This window comes from Isoptericola sp. NPDC055881, from assembly GCF_053615895.1.
The window spans coordinates 1-15,815 of sequence record NZ_JBSHCR010000022.1; the positions used below are offsets into that span (position 1 = coordinate 1).

Below are 15,815 nucleotides of genomic sequence, written 5' to 3' on the forward strand. Positions count from 1 at the left end.
GTTGTACACGTTCTGAGACCTCAGAACGTGTACAACCACCTGTTCGGCGACGGGGGTCAGCGGCCCAGGACCGCCCGGGTCGCGACGTCGGGCCGCAGGTCGAGGCGCCGCAGCAGCTGCGCGTTGAGGGCCACCACCACGGTGGACAGCGACATCAGGAGCGCCCCGACCGACATCGGCAGCACGAACCCCACCGGTGCGAGCACGCCCGCCGCCAGCGGCACCGACAGCAGGTTGTAGCCCGCCGCCCACCACAGGTTCTGCTTCATCTTCCGGTACCCGGCCCGGGACAGCTCGATCACCGACAGCACCGACCGGGGGTCGTCGCTGGCCAGGATGACGCCCGCCGACGCGATGGCGACGTCCGTGCCGGCACCGATCGCGATGCCGACGTCGGCCTGCGCGAGGGCCGGGGCGTCGTTGACGCCGTCCCCGACCATCGCGACCCTGCTGTCCTCCGCCTGCAGCTCCGCGACACGCGCCGACTTGTCCCCGGGCCGCACGCCCGCGAACCAGCGGTCGACGCCGAGCTCCTCCGCCACGGACCGCGCCACGGCCTCGGCGTCGCCGGTGATCATCACGACCTGCACCCCGAGCCGGTGCAGCGCCGCGACCGCCTCCGCCGACTCCGGCCGGACCTCGTCCGCGAGCTTCAGCCCGCCGACGACGACGCCGTCGCGCAGCACGTGCAGGATGATCGCGCCGTCGCCGCGCCACCCGTCGGCCTCGGCGACCTCGCTCACCCCCTGCTCCTCGAGCAGGCGCGGCCCGCCGACGCGGACCTCGTGGCCGCCGACCGTCGCGACCACGCCGACCGCGGGCGACGACGAGAAGTCCGTCGCGCGGGGGACGTCGAGGCCGCGCGCCTCCGCGGCGCGGACGATCGCCCGCGCGAGCGGGTGCTCGCTGTCCGCCTCGGCCGCAGCGGCCAGGGCCAGGACGGCGTCGTCGTCGAGGTCGGCGCCGGAGGTGGACACCGCCGCCACGGTCGGCTCGCCCTTGGTGAGCGTGCCGGTCTTGTCGAAGAGGACGGCGTCCACGGTGCGCATGCTCTCCAGCGCGAGGCGGTCCTTGATCAGCACCCCGCCGCGGGCGGCCCGCTCGGTGGCGATGGAGACGACCAGCGGGATGGCGAGCCCCAGCGCGTGCGGGCAGGCGATGACGAGGACGGTGATGGTGCGGACGACGGCGTCGTCCGGGAACCCGAGCGCCGTCCACGCGACTGCCGTGACGACGGCGGCGCCCAGGGCGAACCAGAACAGCCAGCCGGCGGCGCGGTCCGCCAGCCGCTGGGCCCGCGACGACGACGCCTGCGCGTCCGCGACCAGGCGCTGGATGCCTGCCAGCGCCGTGTCGTCGCCGGTCGCGACGACCTCGACCCGCAGGCTGGAGTCGGTCGCGACCGTGCCCGCCGTGACGGCGTCGCCCGTCGTGCGGGCCACGGCGCGCGACTCCCCCGTGACCATCGACTCGTCCATCTCGGCGCGACCGTCCACCACGCGACCGTCCGCGGGGACGCTGCCGCCCGGTCGCACGAGGACGACGTCGCCCACGCGCAGGTCCGACGGCGCGACGATGACGACGCGCTGGTCGTCGCCGTCACCCTCGACGCGCTCCGCCTCGTCCGGCAGCAGCGCCGCCAGCGAGTCGAGGGCGGACGTGGTCTGCGCCAGCGAGCGCATCTCGACCCAGTGCCCGAGCAGCATGATCACGACCAGCAGGGCGAGCTCCCACCAGAAGTCGAGCTGGTGGTCGAGCACGCCGAGGCTCGCGCCGAGCGACGCGACGAACGCCACCGTGATCGCCAGCCCGATCAGCAGCATCATCCCGGGGCGGCGGGCCCGGAGCTCCGACATCGCGCCCGTGAGGAACGGCTTGCCGCCCCACGCGAAGATCACCGTGCCCAGCACCGGCGAGACCCAGGAGACCCACGGCGCGGTGGGGAGCTCGTAGCCGAGCACCATCGCGAACATCGGCGACAGCGCGACCGTCGGCACCGCGAGCGCCAGCATGATCCAGAACAGCCGGCGGAACTGTGCCACGTGATCACCGTGACCGCCGTGTCCGCCGTGTCCGCCGTGGCCTCCATGGCCGGCCATGTCGTGACCCGCGTGGGCGTCCCCGACCGCGCCGTCGTGCCCGGTGTGGTCGGTGTGCCCGGCGCGCTCGGCGTGCTGGGTGTGGTCGGGATGACCGTGCTCCAGCACGCGCGCGGCGTCGTCGGGGCGGAGGTGCCCGGTGTGCTGGTCGGGTGGGGTGTGGTCCACGGTTCGATCCTCGTCTCGTCCGGAGGGTTCGCGACTCGATCTGATACCCCTAGGGGGTATTCAACACTCGGAACCATATACCCCCACCACGTATTCCGCCACGCCTGACCACCCCCGCCACGGCGCGCCGAACAGGCGGTTGAGCACGGAATATGGCCTCAGAACGTGCTCAACCACCTGTTCGGCGACACGGCGCGGGCGGGAACGAACTCGCGGCGGCCGGCGTTGGGCCAGGGCCCGTCCGCCGTCCAGATCGAGGTCCCGTGCCCCAGGCTGCCCCCCAGAATCCCGCCGACACCACGCCCGACGCCGACACCACGCCCGACGCCGACACCACGCCCGACGCCGACACCACGCCCGACGCCGACACCACGCCCGACGCCGACACCGCTCCCGACACCCCCACCGACACCGCCCCCGCGCCCGATGCCGCTCCCGACGCCGTGCCCGACGCCGCGAGCCACGCCGTCGCGGAGGAGCAGACGACGCTCGACGCGGCGTGGGCCCGGCGCGCCACGGTGCTCGACGACCTCGACGCGGCGCTGCACACGGCCCGGCCGGAGGACGCGGCCGCCCGCGCCCGGATCGCGCGGCTGCGATCACGGCGCGCAGAGCTGCGCCAGGCAGACCACGGCCTCGTCTTCGGCCGGATCGACGGCGACGACGGGTCGGTGCGGCACCTGGGCCGCGTCGGCCTGCCCGGCGCGACGGAGGACGACGAGCCGCTGGTGGTGGACTGGCGCGCCGCCGTGGCCCGGCCGTTCTACACCGCCACGCCGGTGGACCCGCAGGGCCTGCGCCGCCGCCGGCACGTGCGCACCGACGGGCGCCGGGTGGTGGGCGTCGACGACGAGCCGCTCGACGGCGGCCTGGACGACTCGGGCCTCGTCGGCGAGGGCGCGCTCCTCGCCGCGCTCGACGAGCGACGCACGGGTCGCATGGGCACGGCGGTCGCGACGCTGCAGCGCGAGCAGGACGACGTGGTGCGCGCGGACGCCCGCACGCCGCTCGTGGTGCAGGGCGGGCCCGGGACGGGCAAGACGGTCGTGGCGCTGCACCGGGTCGCGTACCTGCTGTTCGCCCACCCCCACCTGGCGGAGCGCGGCGTCCTGGTCGTGGGGCCGTCGACCCGGTTCCTCGACTACATCGCCCAGGTGCTGCCCGCGCTGGGCGAGACGGCCGTCGTCTCGGCGACGTGCGACACCCTCGTCCCGGGCCTGCGCCCGACACGCTCCGAGGACCGAGACGTCGCGGAGATCAAGGGCCGCTCGTCGTGGCTGCCCGCGCTGCGCCGGTTCGTCGCGTCCCTCGAGCCGGCGGACGGCCCGCTCGCCCTGGTGCTCGACGGTGAGGAGCACGTCCTGCCCGAGGCGCAGGTCACGGCCGCCCGGCGCGCCGCCGCGGGGGCCGGGTCCTATCACCGCACCCGGGACCGCGTCGTCGACCGGGTGCACGACCTGCTCACCGACGCCGTCGCCGACCGGCAGGCCGAGCTGCTCGCCCGCGCGGAGGAGGGCTTCGAGGACGTGCTCGGCCAGCTCGACGCCGCGCTCGCGGCCAAGGACGACCGCGCCGTGCACAGCGGCGCCACGGGCTCCGACGTCGACGGCGTCCTGTCCGACGCGGACCTCGAGACGCTGCGCGAGCGGGTCGCCGTCGACGACGGCGTCGCCGCCGCCCTCGACGCCTGGTGGCCTCCCCGCGACCCGGAGGCGGAGCTCGCCTCCCTGCTGCACGACCCGCGCACGCTGCGCGCGCACGCGCCGGACCTCACGCCGGACGAGGTGGCGCGCGTGGTCGCCGAGCCCGCGGGCGGCGACGCCGGATGGGCGAGCAGCGACGTCCCGCTGCTCGACGCGCTCGCCGAGCTGCTCGGCGAGCGCGACGGCGACGCCTCCGTGCGCACAGGAGGCGACGCGGCGCACGACGAGGACGGCGTCTTCGTCGCCGGCCGGGCGGCCGCGCGCCGCGACTGGACGTACGGCCACGTCGTCGTCGACGAGGCGCAGGAGCTCTCCGGGATGCAGTGGCACATGGTGGTGCGCCGCTGCCCGACCCGGTCGGTCACGGCCGTCGGCGACATCGACCAGGCGTCGTCCGCGCACCGCCAGACGGACTGGGGCGAGGCGGTGGGCGACGCCCTCGGCGACCGCTGGCGACGCGCGGACCTCACCATCTGCTACCGCACCCCGCGCGAGGTCATGGCGCTCACCGGCCCCGTGCTGCGGCAGGCCGGCAGCCGCAACGACCCGCCGCGCGCGGTCCGCTCCGCGCCCGTCGCCCCCTGGCGTCTGGAGGTCGCCGGCGACGCGTGGCCCACCGCCGTGGCCGACGCCGCCGCCCGCCTCGGCGAGCGGTACGACGGCGGCACGGTCGGGGTGGTCGCGCCGGTGCGGCGGCTCGACGTGCTGCGTGCCGCCCTGCCCGACGGCGTCCCCGTGCTCTCGGCCACGGACGCGAAGGGCCTGGAGTGGGACGCGGCCCTGGTCGTGGACCCGGACGGCATCGTGGCGGAGCCTCGTGGCTGGAACGGGCTCTACGTGGCCCTCACCCGTTGCACGCAGGAGCTGGGGCAGGTGGTCGTGGGCTCCCTCTGACGTTCCTCAAATCGCTGCGCGCCGACCGTGCGGGCCAGCAGGATGACGGGGCGAGACACCTGTCGTGAGCTGTGAAGCGAGGAACCACCATGCGCGTCCTGGTGACCGGAGGCGCGGGGTACGTCGGGTCGCACACGGTGCTCCGGCTGCTCGAGGCCGGGCACGACGTCGTCGTGGTGGACGACTTCTCCCGGGGCACGCCCGCGGCGCTGGAGCGGGTGGCGGCCCTTGCCGGCCGGCCGGTCCCGGTGCACGCCTCCGACGCTGCTGACATCGACGCGCTCGAGCGGCTCTTCGACGCCGAGGGCTTCGACGCCGTGCTGCACCTCGCCGGGATCAAGCGCGGGGCGCGCGGCACGCGGCCGCTGGACAGCTACGAGACCAACCTCGGCACCACCTTCACGCTGCTGCGCTGCATGGCCTGGTACGGCGTCGCCCGCCTGGTCGTGTCGTCGTCGGCCGCGGTGTACGGCGAGGGCCGTGACCTGCCGCACCGCGAGGACGCGCCCCTCGCTCCCACGGGACCGGTGGGGCGCAGCCACGCGATGAACGAGCAGATCCTGCGCGACGTCGCGGCCGACGCCGGCCCCGCGCTGCGGGTGGGCGTCGTGCGTCACTTCGCGGCCGCCGGCGCCCACCCGTCTGCGACCCTCGGCCCCGACCGGCCGGGTGCCTCGGCGGGGCTGCTCACCGCGATCGCCGAGACCGCAGCGGGGGTCCGGGACCAGCTCGAGGTGCATGGCGCCGACCACCCGACGCCCGACGGCACGCCGATGCGCGACTACGTGCACGTCGACGACCTCGCGGCCGGGCACGTCGCCGCGCTCGACGCGCTCGACGACGCGGAGCAGCAGCTGTCCACGTGGAACCTCGGCAGCGGCCGGCCCACCAGCGTGCTCGACGCCGTCCGGGCGTTCGAGACCGCGACGGGCCGCCCCGTGCCCTACCGGGTCGCTGCCCGCCGGGCCGGCGACGTCGCCGTGTCGTACGCCGACCCCGGCCGCGCGGAGGCCGAGCTGGGCTGGCGAGCCGGCCGCGGCATCGAGGAGATCTGCCTCGACCTGTGGCGCTGGTACCGGCGCAACCCCGGTGGCTACCCCGCGTCCCACACCCCGTCCGCGCCCTGGCGCGGCGGCGTGGGCCACCGGCTGCGGCTCGTCTCCGCCGTCCCGGCCGCGTCGTCCTGGTAGTCGTCGTCGCAGTAGTCGTCGTCGCAGTAGTCGTCGTCGCGCGGCGGCCTCAGACCTGGCGGTCGCCGAGGTGGCGGCCGAGGGCCCGGCCGAACCGCTCCGAGATGCCCGGCATGAGGCTCTCGCCGTCGGCCGGACGCTCCAGCCCGAAGACGAAGCCGGGGAAGTCGAGGTCCTTCTGCACCGCCCAGATCGCCTCGTGCTCCTGCGGAGGGAAGACCTGGGCGGGGTCCCCGACGGCGACCCAGCCGATCGGCACCAGCGAGTCGGCGGGCAGCGCCGTGCGCAGGTGCACGATCCCGTTGATGCGCACCTCCGAGCGGGCACCGATGCGCGCGCCGTTGAAGACCCGGCTCCCGGTGGCCAGGAACACCTCGTCCTCGACCGAGCAGCCGCTCAGGGAGGAGCCCGGGCCGACCAGGACCTGCCGGCCCAGGACCAGAGGATCACGACGGGTCCCGCGCAGGACAGCGTTCTCCATCACGATGCAGTCCTCGCCGAGCTCCACCGCCCCGCCCTCGGCGCTGAGCACGGCCCCGAACAGCACCCGGCAGCCCGGCCCGACCCGGACGTCCCCGCACAACGTGGCCGTGGGCGCGACATAGGCCGTGGGGTGGACCGACGGCGAACGACCCTCGTGTTCGATGAGCATGCGCGTGATCATGCAGCACGAACGGTCACGCCGACGCGCCCGCCGCGCCCGCCGCGCCGCGCGACTCGTGCGGTCAGTCCTTCGTCTCCCGGTAGTACCGGAGCGCGCCGGGGTGCAGCTCGACCGGGTCGGTGAAGATCGCCCGCACGCGGTCGAGGTTGGCCGCCGACGGCACCTGGGTGGCGATCTCGGACCGCGCGTCGAACAGCGTGGACACCAGGGCGTGCGCCACGGCGTCCGGCATGTCGCCGCGCACCATGAGGAAGTTCGGCACGGCGAGCGTCTCGACCGCCCTCGACGACCCGTACATCCCTTCCGGCACGATGCCGTGCCGGTAGCCGCTGCCGTATCGCGAGCGCACCTTCTCGACCAGGTCGCCCAGGGGCACGAGGCGCACGGGCACGACGTCCGCGAGCGCCGTCAGGCCGGGGGTGCGCAGGCCGCCGGACCAGAAGAACGCGTCGATCTCTCCCGCCCGCAGGGCGGCGATCGAGTCGTCGAGGCCGAGGCTGCGGGCGGTGATCGCGTCGACGGGCAGGTCGGCCGCGGCGAGCAGCCGGTGCGCGATGAGCGCCGTGCCGGACCGCGGTGCGCCGAGCGAGACCCGCCTGCCCTCGAGGTCGGCGATGCCGTGCACGGCGGACCCGGCCGGCACCACGAGGTGCACGAAGTCGTCGTAGACGCGCCCCAGCGTGCGCACGTCGAGCGGCTCGTCGAACTCCCCGACGCCGGCGACGGCGTCGAGGGCGGCGTCGGCGGCGCTGAACGCGACCTGCGCCGTGCCGGCGTCGAGGCTCTGCAGGTTCTCCACCGAGCCGCCGGTCTGGTCGACCTCGACCGGCAGGTCGTACCGGTCCTCGAGCACCCCCGCGAGGGCGACGCCGTACGCGTGGTAGATCCCCGTCGCGCCGCCGGTCGCCACGGTCAGCGCGGCGGGCCGGTGCCCGTCCCACGGGTCGCCCGGGGCGTCGTCCCCGAGGCACCCGGTCAGCAGGGGCAGCACCAGCAGCACGGCCGCGAGCGCCGCGAGCAGGGGTCGGCGGGTCGCGCTCACGACACCACCGCGGCCGCGCGCGCCGGCATCCGCAGGCGCACCTCGAAGCCGCCGCCGTCGGGCAGGGCGAGGCGCAGGCTGCCGCCGCCCGTGGCGAGCAGCTCCGACGCGATGGCGAGGCCGAGGCCCGAACCGCGCACCGTGCTGTGCCCGGGCGAGCGCCAGAACCGCTCGGCCAGCCGCTCCAGCTCGTCGGGCGGCACGCCTGCGCCGTGGTCGCGCACCGTGACCTCGACCGTGCCCGCCGCGCCGTCTGCGCCGTCCGTGTCGTCGGCGTCGTCTGCGCCGTCTGGCCGGACGGCGACCGTCACGTCGATCCGGCCGCCGTCGGGCGAGAACTTCACGGCGTTGTCGAGGACGGCGTCGAACGCGCACTCGAGCACGATCTCGTTGAGCTCGGCCCACGCCCCGTCGGGGACGGCGTCGAACGCCAGGTGCCGGCCGACGGCGATCAGCCGCCAGCTCTCGACGCGCCGTCCGACGAGCTCTGCGACGTCCACGGGGTGCGCGGCGGCGGCCAGGTTGGCGTCGTCGGCGAGCAGCAGCAGGGCGTCGAGGATGTGCGCCATGCGCACGGCCTCGGCGCGGACGTGCGCCACCTCGGTGGCGTGCCCGGGTGGCGTGGACAGGGCCAGGTCCTCGACGCGCAGCATGAGCGCGTTGAGCGGGTTGCGCAGCTCGTGCGAGGCGTTGGACGCGAACTCCTGCTGCCGGCGCATGGAGTGCTCCACCTGCGCGGCCATGGCGTTGAACCGGGAGACGACGGCGCGCAGCTCGGGCGGCCCGGTGGCCGGCGGGATGCGCGCGTCGAGCCGCCCGCGGCCGATCTCGCCCATGGCGGCGTCGACCGCCCGCACGGGGCGCAGCACCCAGCCGGCGGTGCGGTGCGCGACGGCGACGGCGAGCACGCACATCGCGAGGCCCGCGGCGACGAGGATGCCCCAGCTCGACCAGATGCTGCGCGAGATCGACGACGCCTCCGAGACGGTGACGACCGCGCCGACCAGGTCCCCGCCGTCGTACACGGGCTCGGCCACCACGACCCGGTCCGCCTTCCAGGGCAGGGTGCTGAGCACGGCCTCGCCCCGGCGGCCGGCGAGGGCGGCGCGCCGCTCGTCCACGTCCTCGACGTCGAGCCCGTTGGTCGCCCACACGGCTCCCGACTGGTCGAGGACGGTCGCGCCCACCCCGTACACGTCGCGGTAGCGCTGCAGGTCGCCCGCGACGATCGCCGGGTCGTCCGAGGTGAGGGACTGGCGGGCCGTGATGACGAGGTAGCCGGCGTCCGCGAGGCGGTCCAGGTAGACCTCCTGCTGGTTGGCCCGCGCCACGTTGCCGGAGTAGGCGGCGCCGAGCAGCACCAGCACGAGGACGCAGGGCACGAACAGGATGATCGCCAGCCGGGTCCGCATCGGCGCCTACGCCCCCACGACGTGCGGCACGGCCGGGTCCCCGCCGTCGGGCGCGGCCACCCGGTAGCCCACGCCCCGGACGGTCTCGACCAGGTCGGGCTCGCCGAGCTTGCGGCGCAGCGACGCGACGTGCACCTCCAGGGTGCGCCCGAGGCCCTTCCAGCTCGACCCCCACACGTCGCGCAGGATGCGCTCCCGCGTGAGGACCGACCCCTGCTGGCGCACGAGCAGCGCGAGCAGGTCGAACTCCTTGCGGGTGAGCTCGACGACGGTGCCCGCGGCCCGCCGCACCTCCCGTCGTGCCAGGTCGACCACCACGCCCCGCACCCGCACGCGCGCGTCGGGCGCCTCGGCCCGGCCGCCGTCCCACTCGCGGCCGCGACCGCGGCGCAGCACGGCGTCGATCCGGGCGAGCACCTCGCGCACGTCGTAGGGCTTGGTCACGTAGTCGTCGGCGCCCAGCTCCAGGCCGCGGATGCGCGCGTCGAGGCGGGTGCGGGCCGTGACCATGATGATGGGGGTGTCCGAGACGCGGCGGATCCGGCGGCACACCTCGAAGCCGTCCAGGTCGGGCAGCGTGAGGTCGAGCAGCACCAGGTCCGTGCGGGGGCCGAGCTCGCGCAGCCCGGTCTCGCCGTCGCGGGCCCGCACCACCTCGAACCCGTGCTTGCGGAGCACGGACACGAGGGCGCCGGCGACGTGGTCGTCGTCCTCGATCACGAGCAGCTGCACGGGACCGTCCCTCCGTGGGGCGCCTGGAGCGCACAGGTTAGCGCCCGGCCGCGGGCCGTCTCCACCGGGTCCAGGACGGCCGCGTCAGAGCCAGCCGACGCGCCGGAACGCCCGGTAGAGCACCACGCAGCCCACCACCATGAGCGCCAGCGCGAACGGGTAGCCGAGCAGCCAGTGCAGCTCCGGCATGTTCCGGAAGTTCATGCCGTAGATGCCTGCGACCACCGTGGGGTAGACGAGGATCGCCGCCCACGCGGAGATCTTGCGCATGTCCTCGTTCTGCCGCACCGACACCTGGGCCAGGTGCACCTGCAGCATGTCGGACAGCAGGTCGTCGTGGGCGTCGAGGTGCCGGTCGATGCGCTCGACGGCCGACGCGGCACGTTCCAGGGTGCGACGGTCGGCGACGGCACGGCGGGAGTTGCCGACGTCGGTGAGCTCGGGCAGCTCCGCGGAGAACGGCAGCAGGGACCGGCGTGCCTCGGTGATCTCGCGCTTGAGGTCGTACAGCCGCTGCACCGGGTCGGACACGCTGCGGTCGAAGACGATCCGCTCCGTCTCGGCGACGGCGTCCCCGAGCGCCACCTCGACCTCCGACGCGACGCCCACCATCGCCATGAGCACGGCGAGCGCGACGCGCTGCGCGCCCTCCCCGTGCGCCGGGCCGGGGCCCCGCAGGCGGTCGAGGGCACGGTCGTGCACCCCTGCGTCGCCCACCTCGAACGTCAGCACCTGCCCCGGCCCGACCAGGGCGCCGAGCTCGCCGGTGTGCACCTGGCGGTCGGTCTCGGTGTACCAGACGGTCGGGGTGAACACGGCCACCCAGTCGTCGTCGAGCCAGCGCACCGCGGCGAACGGCCGCCGCGGCACGTGCCGCCCGGCGGCGTGCACCGCGGCGAGCCGCTCCCGCAGCGACGGGTCCACCGCCTCCACCGCCGCCAGGAACTCGTCCTTGTCCGCCACCTGGGTCCACCGCGCCGGGTGCGCGTCGTCCGGGGCGTCCACCGGCGCGCCGTGCGGCCCCACGAACCACTGCCCCGCCGTCGCCCGTGTCTCGTCGTCCGTCACCCCCGCATTCTCGGACGAGCCGGGCCGAACGGCGCGAGGGCACGCGACGGCAGTTCGGGTTCACGTCGGCAGTCCGAACTGCCGCGGTGAAGCGGAACTGCCGGCCTGGCGACAGCGGCACGCTTGACGCAGCCGGGATGCCGTGGCGGCCGAGCTGGTGCGGTCGGGGCCCACGGACCCCGCGGCGTCGACCGACCATGTCGGCAGTTCCAGTTCACGTCGGCAGTCCGAGCTGCCGACGTGAAGCGGAACTGCCGACGCGACGCTCAGACCTCGACGCGGACCGGCTCGACGGCGGCCGGGGACGCGGCCCGGGCGGCGACGGCCGCGGCGCCCGCCCCGGCAGCGACGAAGATGGCGCCGAGGGCGAGCCAGCCAGGGGTGCCGTACCGGATGGGCAGCGCGGTGACGACGACGGGCGCGGCCATCCCGGCGAGCGCGTAGCCCGTCTGCGACAGCCCCTGGTAGGCGCCGGCGCGGCGCGGGTCGGCCAGCTCGAAGGCCATGCCCCAGCCGCCGGCCTCGGACACCACCTCGCCGAGGGAGTGCGCGACGGCGGCCAGCACCAGCAGGCCGGTCGCCGCGACGAGGCTGCCGTACCCGGCCGCCGCGTAGAGGACGCACGCACCGGCCAGCAGGACGGTGCCGCGGCGCACCGCATGGCCCGCGCCCCGCACGTCGTGCGTGCCCCGCGAGGCGCGCACCTGCAGCAGCGCGACCAGCACGGTGTTGACGACCAGCAGCGCGGACACGACGGCGGTCGGGGCGTCGGTGCTCGCGACCCACAGCGGCACCCCGACCGTCATGACACCGAACTGCATCGCCACGACGGCGTTGAGCGCGACGCTCGCGACGTAGGTCCGGTCGCGCAGCGGGTGGCGCGCGGGCGGGCCCGCCTCGCCGTCAGCACCCTCGTCGCCCTGGTCGGCGCCCGAGGCGGACGGGTCGGCGAGGAGCCGCGCCGCCAGTTCCGGCACACGACGCGGCAGCGCGACCAGCGGCACGACGGCGCCGAGCAGCAGCGCCGCCGTGGCCACCATCGCGGTGCGGTAGGCGGCCGTCGTGTCGAGCAGCAGCGCGACGCCCGCGGCGAGCGTGCCCAGCCCGATGAAGACGTTCATGACGACGCGCAGCCGCGCCCGCACCTCGACGCGCTCGGGGCCGGTGAACCAGCGGGCGAGCAGCGCCTGGCGGGCAGTGGAGTGCACGCCCCGCGCCGCGGTCGCGACGATCGCGACGGCGGTGAAGGTCACGGCGTCGCCGGCGAACGAGTAGGCCGCCAGCGCCAGCGCCTGCGCCGCGACGCCCCACACCTGGACGCGGTGCGCCCCGGCCCGGTCGGACCAGCGGCCGGCGAAGAACGCCCCGAGGACACCCGCGCCGCCCGCGATCCCGAGCCCGACGCCGACCGTCCCCGCGGACAGCCCGACGACGCGCGTGAAGTACAGCACCGACACCGTGTAGAACACGCCGTTCGACGCGGCGAGCGCCATGGTCGACAGGGTCAGGGCACGCGCGACGGGGTTGCGCGGGAAGAGGGTCTGCAGCACGGCACCAGTAGGCGGCACCCGCAGCGGCAGAAGAACGGATGTAGTGCAGCGCTACATCTATGCTCGGCCTGCGAGATGGTGGCACGACGAAGGGGGGGTACCGGTGGGCTGGATGCACTACGAGCTCGCGGGCATGGACCTGGCGGACGTGCGGTTCGCCGTCTCGCCGCTGAACGAGCTGGTCCTGTCGCTGCGGGCGTGGCGCGACCCGGGCCGCTACCCCATGCACCTGCCGTGGCTGCGCCGGGTCGAGGAGGCACGGGCGTCGCTCGACGACGAGATGCTGCTGGCGCTCACCAACGAGTCGCTGTGGACGCCGGACTACCTCACGCCGCGGCCCGGCAGCCCGCTGACGCGCATCGACGACGAGCTGGCCGCGGTGGCCGCCGTCGACGACGCGACGGTGGCGCACGACCTCGCGCAGGTGCACCCCTGCGGCCTCCCTGCCGCGCTGCAGGGCCCGGTCCCCCGGGTGCGGCGCCGGATCGACGCCGCGCTCACGGCCTACTGGGACGCCTGCCTCGCGCCCGTGTGGCCGCGGATGCGGGCGGTGCTGCAGGCCGACGTCGTGTACCGCAGCACGGTGGTCTCGGCGCGCGGCGCGGGCGCGATGTTCGCGGACCTGGCGCCGCGGGTGTCGTTCGCCGACGGTGTCGTGAGCGTCCAGCTCACCTCGCTGGCGGCGGCGCGGCGGCGCTCCACGACGGGCGCCGGGCTCACCCTGGTGCCGACGCTGTTCACGCGGGGGGCGTCGTGCCCGATCGACCCCGAGGAGCCGCCCGCCATCATGTACGGCGCACGCGGGACGGGCACGCTCTGGCAGGCGGAGCGGCCGGTGGCCGGCGACGCCCTGGTGGCGGTGCTGGGCAGGGCCCGCGCCGGGCTGCTCACCGTCCTTGAGCAGCCGGCGTCGTCCACCGAGCTGGCCCGCCGCCTGGACGTCACGACGAGCGCCGTGAACCAGCACCTGCGCGTGCTGCGCGACGCGGGCCTGCTGACCTCGGCGCGGGCGGGCCGGTCGGTGCTGTACCTGCGGTCCGAGGTGGGCGACGCCCTCGTGGGCGGGACGACCCGCTGACCGGCACGGGCACCGGCCCGAGGACCGCGCGTCTCAGGCGGTGGCGTGGGCCGTCCGGGCCAGGTGCGCGTCCAGGACGTCGAGGGCCCAGCCAGGGTCGGCGTCGGGGTCCTGTCGCACGACGTGCAGCGCCAGGCCGTCGACGAGCGCGTGCAGCTCGCGGACGGCGCCGTCGGGGGCCGGCCCGCCGGCGAGGGCGGCGAGGGCACCCGCGCACACGTCGCGCACGGCGTCCTGCGCGGCGCGGTGGCCCTCGCGCAGCCCGGGGTCGGTCATGGCCGCGGTACCGAGGGCCAGGTAGACCTCCATCTCGGTACGACGTTCGGCGTCGAGCGGCAGCAGCTGCGCCAGCACGGCTCGCGGCCCGCCGGGGGCGGCGACGTCGACGGCGTCCACCCGCTCGCGCAGGCGCTCGACGACGAGGGAGACGGCGCGCTCGCGCACGCTGGCGACGGTCGGGAACGTGTAGCGCAGCGAGCTCTGGGGCAGCCCGGCCTCGGCGGCGACGTTCCGCACGGACAGGGCCTCGAGGCCGTCGCGCACGAGGACGCGCCACGCGGCCTGGGACACCTGGCGCCGGCGTTCGTCGCGGTCGAGTCTCTGGGGCACGAGCCCATGTTCGCACAGTCGTGCGAGATGTGATAGAACTTTGTTCGCACGCTCGTGCGAAAACAGCGGGGTGCCCGATCGAGAGGTTGTGAGAGCCGTGGACTGGCTGATCCTGATCCTGGCCGGCGTGATGGAGGCCGTGTGGGCCACCGCGCTCGCCACCTCCCACGGGTTCCGGCGCCCCGTGCCGACGGCGGTGTTCGTCGTCGGCCTGGCACTGAGCATGTGGGGGCTGGCGCACGCGATGCTCACCATCGAGGTGGGCACCGCGTACGCGGTGTGGGTGGGCATCGGCGCGGTCCTGACCGTGCTGGTCGCCATCGTGCGCGGCGACGAGCGACTGACCGTCGCGCGGGCGCTGCTGCTGGTCGGCCTCGTCGGGTCGGTCGTCGGACTCAAGGTGGTGAGCTGACATGAGCGCACGGAACGCGAACGGCGTGGCCTGGGGCGTCCTCCTGGCCAGCGCGGTGCTGGAGGCCGTGTGGGCCACCGCCCTGCACGCCAGCCACGGTTTCACCGTGGCAGGCCCGACGATCCTCTTCGTCGCGGCGCTGTCGCTGAGCATGGCCGGGCTCGGCCACGCGGCCCGGCACATCCCGATCGGCACCGCCTACGCCATCTGGACCGGCATCGGCGCGGCGCTCACGGTCACGTGGGCGATGGTCAGCGGCGCCGAGACGGCGTCGGCCCTCAAGGTCCTGTTCCTGGCCGGAATCATCGGCTGCGCCATCGGGCTCAAGCTGGTGGGCGACCCGCCGCCCCGCCGCGCCGCCGCGGACCAGGTGGACTGACGGCGCGGTCCCAGGGCGTCAGACCTCGCGCCGGTGCACGACCTGCGCCGCGGCCTGGTCGCGCGGCATGAGCAGCACCTGGTCCACGTTCACGTGCGCGGGCCGCGTGGCGATCCACGCCACCGTCTCGGCGACGTCCTCGGCCGTGAGCGGCTGGACGCCGGCGTAGACGGCGTCGGCGCGCTCCTGGTCGCCCTTGAACCGGACCAGGGAGAAGTCGGTGTGCACCATGCCGGGGTCGATCTCGCTGACCCGCACCGGCTGGCCGAGCAGCTCCAGGCGCAGCACCCGGGTCAGCGCCGCCTCGGCGTGCTTCGCCGCGTTGTACCCGGCCCCGCCCTTGTAGGGCTCGCGGCCGGCGATGGAACCGATGGTGATGACCTGGCCGTCGCCGCTCTCGATCAGCTCCGGCAGGAGCGCCTTGGTGACCCGGACGGTGCCGAGCACGTTGATGTCGTACATGCGCTGCCAGTCGGCGAGGTCGGCGTCGGCCACCGACTCCGCCCCGAGCGCGCCGCCGGCGTTGTTGACGAGCAGGTCGCAGCGACCCAGACGCTCGTCGACCGCGCGCGCGAAGGCCTCGACGGACGCGTCGTCCGTGACGTCGAGCGGGAGCGCGGTGCCGCCGGTCTCGGCGGCCACCTCCTCGAGCCGGTCCATGCGGCGCGCGCCCAGGACGACGTGGAACCCCGCTGCCGCGAGCGCGCGGGCGCTGGCCGCGCCGATCCCGCTGCTGGCTCCGGTGACGACGGCGACCGAACTGCTGATCATGGACCCTCCCGCAAGCGACGACTCTCGCTGTGATGCTAGCCGCC

14 protein-coding genes are annotated in these 15,815 nt (G+C 75.4%); 5 read left to right on the forward strand and 9 right to left on the reverse strand.

What is annotated here, in order from left to right; translation table 11 throughout:
• Positions 1–56: 56 nt before the first annotated feature.
• Positions 57–2,099 (reverse strand): heavy metal translocating P-type ATPase, encoded by a 2,043-nt coding sequence (locus ACWGKI_RS08870; protein ID WP_452186396.1) that lies wholly within the window; start codon positions 2,097–2,099, stop codon positions 57–59.
• Positions 2,100–2,530: 431 nt separating this feature from the next.
• On the opposite strand from ACWGKI_RS08870, the gene ACWGKI_RS08875 reads away from it, so the two are divergent.
• Together ACWGKI_RS08875 and galE are read left to right on the forward strand one after the other, a co-directional pair.
• Positions 2,531–4,864 carry a HelD family protein gene (locus tag ACWGKI_RS08875; RefSeq protein WP_452186327.1) on the forward strand — a complete coding sequence of 778 codons (2,334 nt, stop codon included), beginning with the start codon at positions 2,531–2,533 and terminating at the stop codon, positions 4,862–4,864.
• Between the two features lie 89 nt (positions 4,865–4,953).
• Positions 4,954–6,054: a UDP-glucose 4-epimerase GalE gene (gene galE, locus ACWGKI_RS08880; protein ID WP_380240379.1), complete on the forward strand. Its 1,101-nt coding sequence runs from the start codon at positions 4,954–4,956 to the stop codon at positions 6,052–6,054.
• A gap of 49 nt (positions 6,055–6,103) precedes the next feature.
• On the opposite strand, the gene ACWGKI_RS08885 is transcribed toward galE, so the two are convergent.
• The 6 genes from ACWGKI_RS08885 to ACWGKI_RS08910 all read right to left on the reverse strand — a co-directional run bounded on the left by ACWGKI_RS08885 (position 6,104) and on the right by ACWGKI_RS08910 (position 12,522).
• A complete protein-coding gene (locus ACWGKI_RS08885) occupies positions 6,104–6,706 on the reverse strand; it encodes a gamma carbonic anhydrase family protein (protein WP_452186329.1) in 603 nt (200 codons plus the stop codon).
• Between the two features lie 73 nt (positions 6,707–6,779).
• Complete coding sequence (locus ACWGKI_RS08890) at positions 6,780–7,760, reverse strand: TAXI family TRAP transporter solute-binding subunit (RefSeq protein WP_452186331.1); 981 nt, start codon at positions 7,758–7,760, stop codon at positions 6,780–6,782.
• Complete coding sequence (locus ACWGKI_RS08895; protein WP_452186333.1) at positions 7,757–9,172, reverse strand: ATP-binding protein; 1,416 nt, start codon at positions 9,170–9,172, stop codon at positions 7,757–7,759. Before ACWGKI_RS08895 ends, ACWGKI_RS08890 begins: the two co-directional genes overlap by 4 nt.
• Before the next feature lie 6 nt (positions 9,173–9,178).
• Entirely contained in the window at positions 9,179–9,904 is a 726-nt protein-coding gene (locus ACWGKI_RS08900) for a response regulator transcription factor (RefSeq protein ID WP_380240388.1), read from the reverse strand.
• A gap of 84 nt (positions 9,905–9,988) precedes the next feature.
• A complete protein-coding gene (locus tag ACWGKI_RS08905; RefSeq protein WP_452186336.1) occupies positions 9,989–10,972 on the reverse strand; it encodes a CorA family divalent cation transporter in 984 nt (327 codons plus the stop codon).
• A 266-nt stretch (positions 10,973–11,238) separates the two neighbouring features.
• Entirely contained in the window at positions 11,239–12,522 is a 1,284-nt protein-coding gene (locus tag ACWGKI_RS08910; protein WP_452186338.1) for an MFS transporter, read from the reverse strand.
• Positions 12,523–12,634: 112 nt separating this feature from the next.
• On the opposite strand from ACWGKI_RS08910, the gene ACWGKI_RS08915 reads away from it, so the two are divergent.
• Positions 12,635–13,600, forward strand: coding sequence for a DUF5937 family protein (locus tag ACWGKI_RS08915; protein ID WP_452186398.1), 966 nt, complete (start codon positions 12,635–12,637; stop codon positions 13,598–13,600).
• 33 nt (positions 13,601–13,633) lie between these two features.
• Here the strand turns inward: ACWGKI_RS08915 and ACWGKI_RS08920 are convergent, their stop codons facing one another.
• Positions 13,634–14,209 (reverse strand): TetR/AcrR family transcriptional regulator, encoded by a 576-nt coding sequence (locus ACWGKI_RS08920; protein ID WP_452186340.1) that lies wholly within the window; start codon positions 14,207–14,209, stop codon positions 13,634–13,636.
• 97 nt (positions 14,210–14,306) lie between these two features.
• Here ACWGKI_RS08920 and ACWGKI_RS08925 point away from each other — a divergent pair, with 97 nt between their 5' ends.
• Both ACWGKI_RS08925 and ACWGKI_RS08930 read left to right on the forward strand, forming a co-directional pair.
• On the forward strand, positions 14,307–14,621 hold the full coding sequence (locus ACWGKI_RS08925; RefSeq protein WP_380240396.1) for a DMT family transporter: 315 nt from the start codon (positions 14,307–14,309) through the stop codon (positions 14,619–14,621).
• A 1-nt stretch (position 14,622) separates the two neighbouring features.
• A complete protein-coding gene (locus tag ACWGKI_RS08930; RefSeq protein ID WP_452186342.1) occupies positions 14,623–15,000 on the forward strand; it encodes a DMT family transporter in 378 nt (125 codons plus the stop codon).
• Between the two features lie 18 nt (positions 15,001–15,018).
• Here ACWGKI_RS08930 and ACWGKI_RS08935 read toward each other — a convergent pair whose 3' ends face one another.
• Complete coding sequence (locus ACWGKI_RS08935; RefSeq protein ID WP_452186344.1) at positions 15,019–15,771, reverse strand: SDR family NAD(P)-dependent oxidoreductase; 753 nt, start codon at positions 15,769–15,771, stop codon at positions 15,019–15,021.
• Positions 15,772–15,815 lie beyond the last annotated feature (44 nt).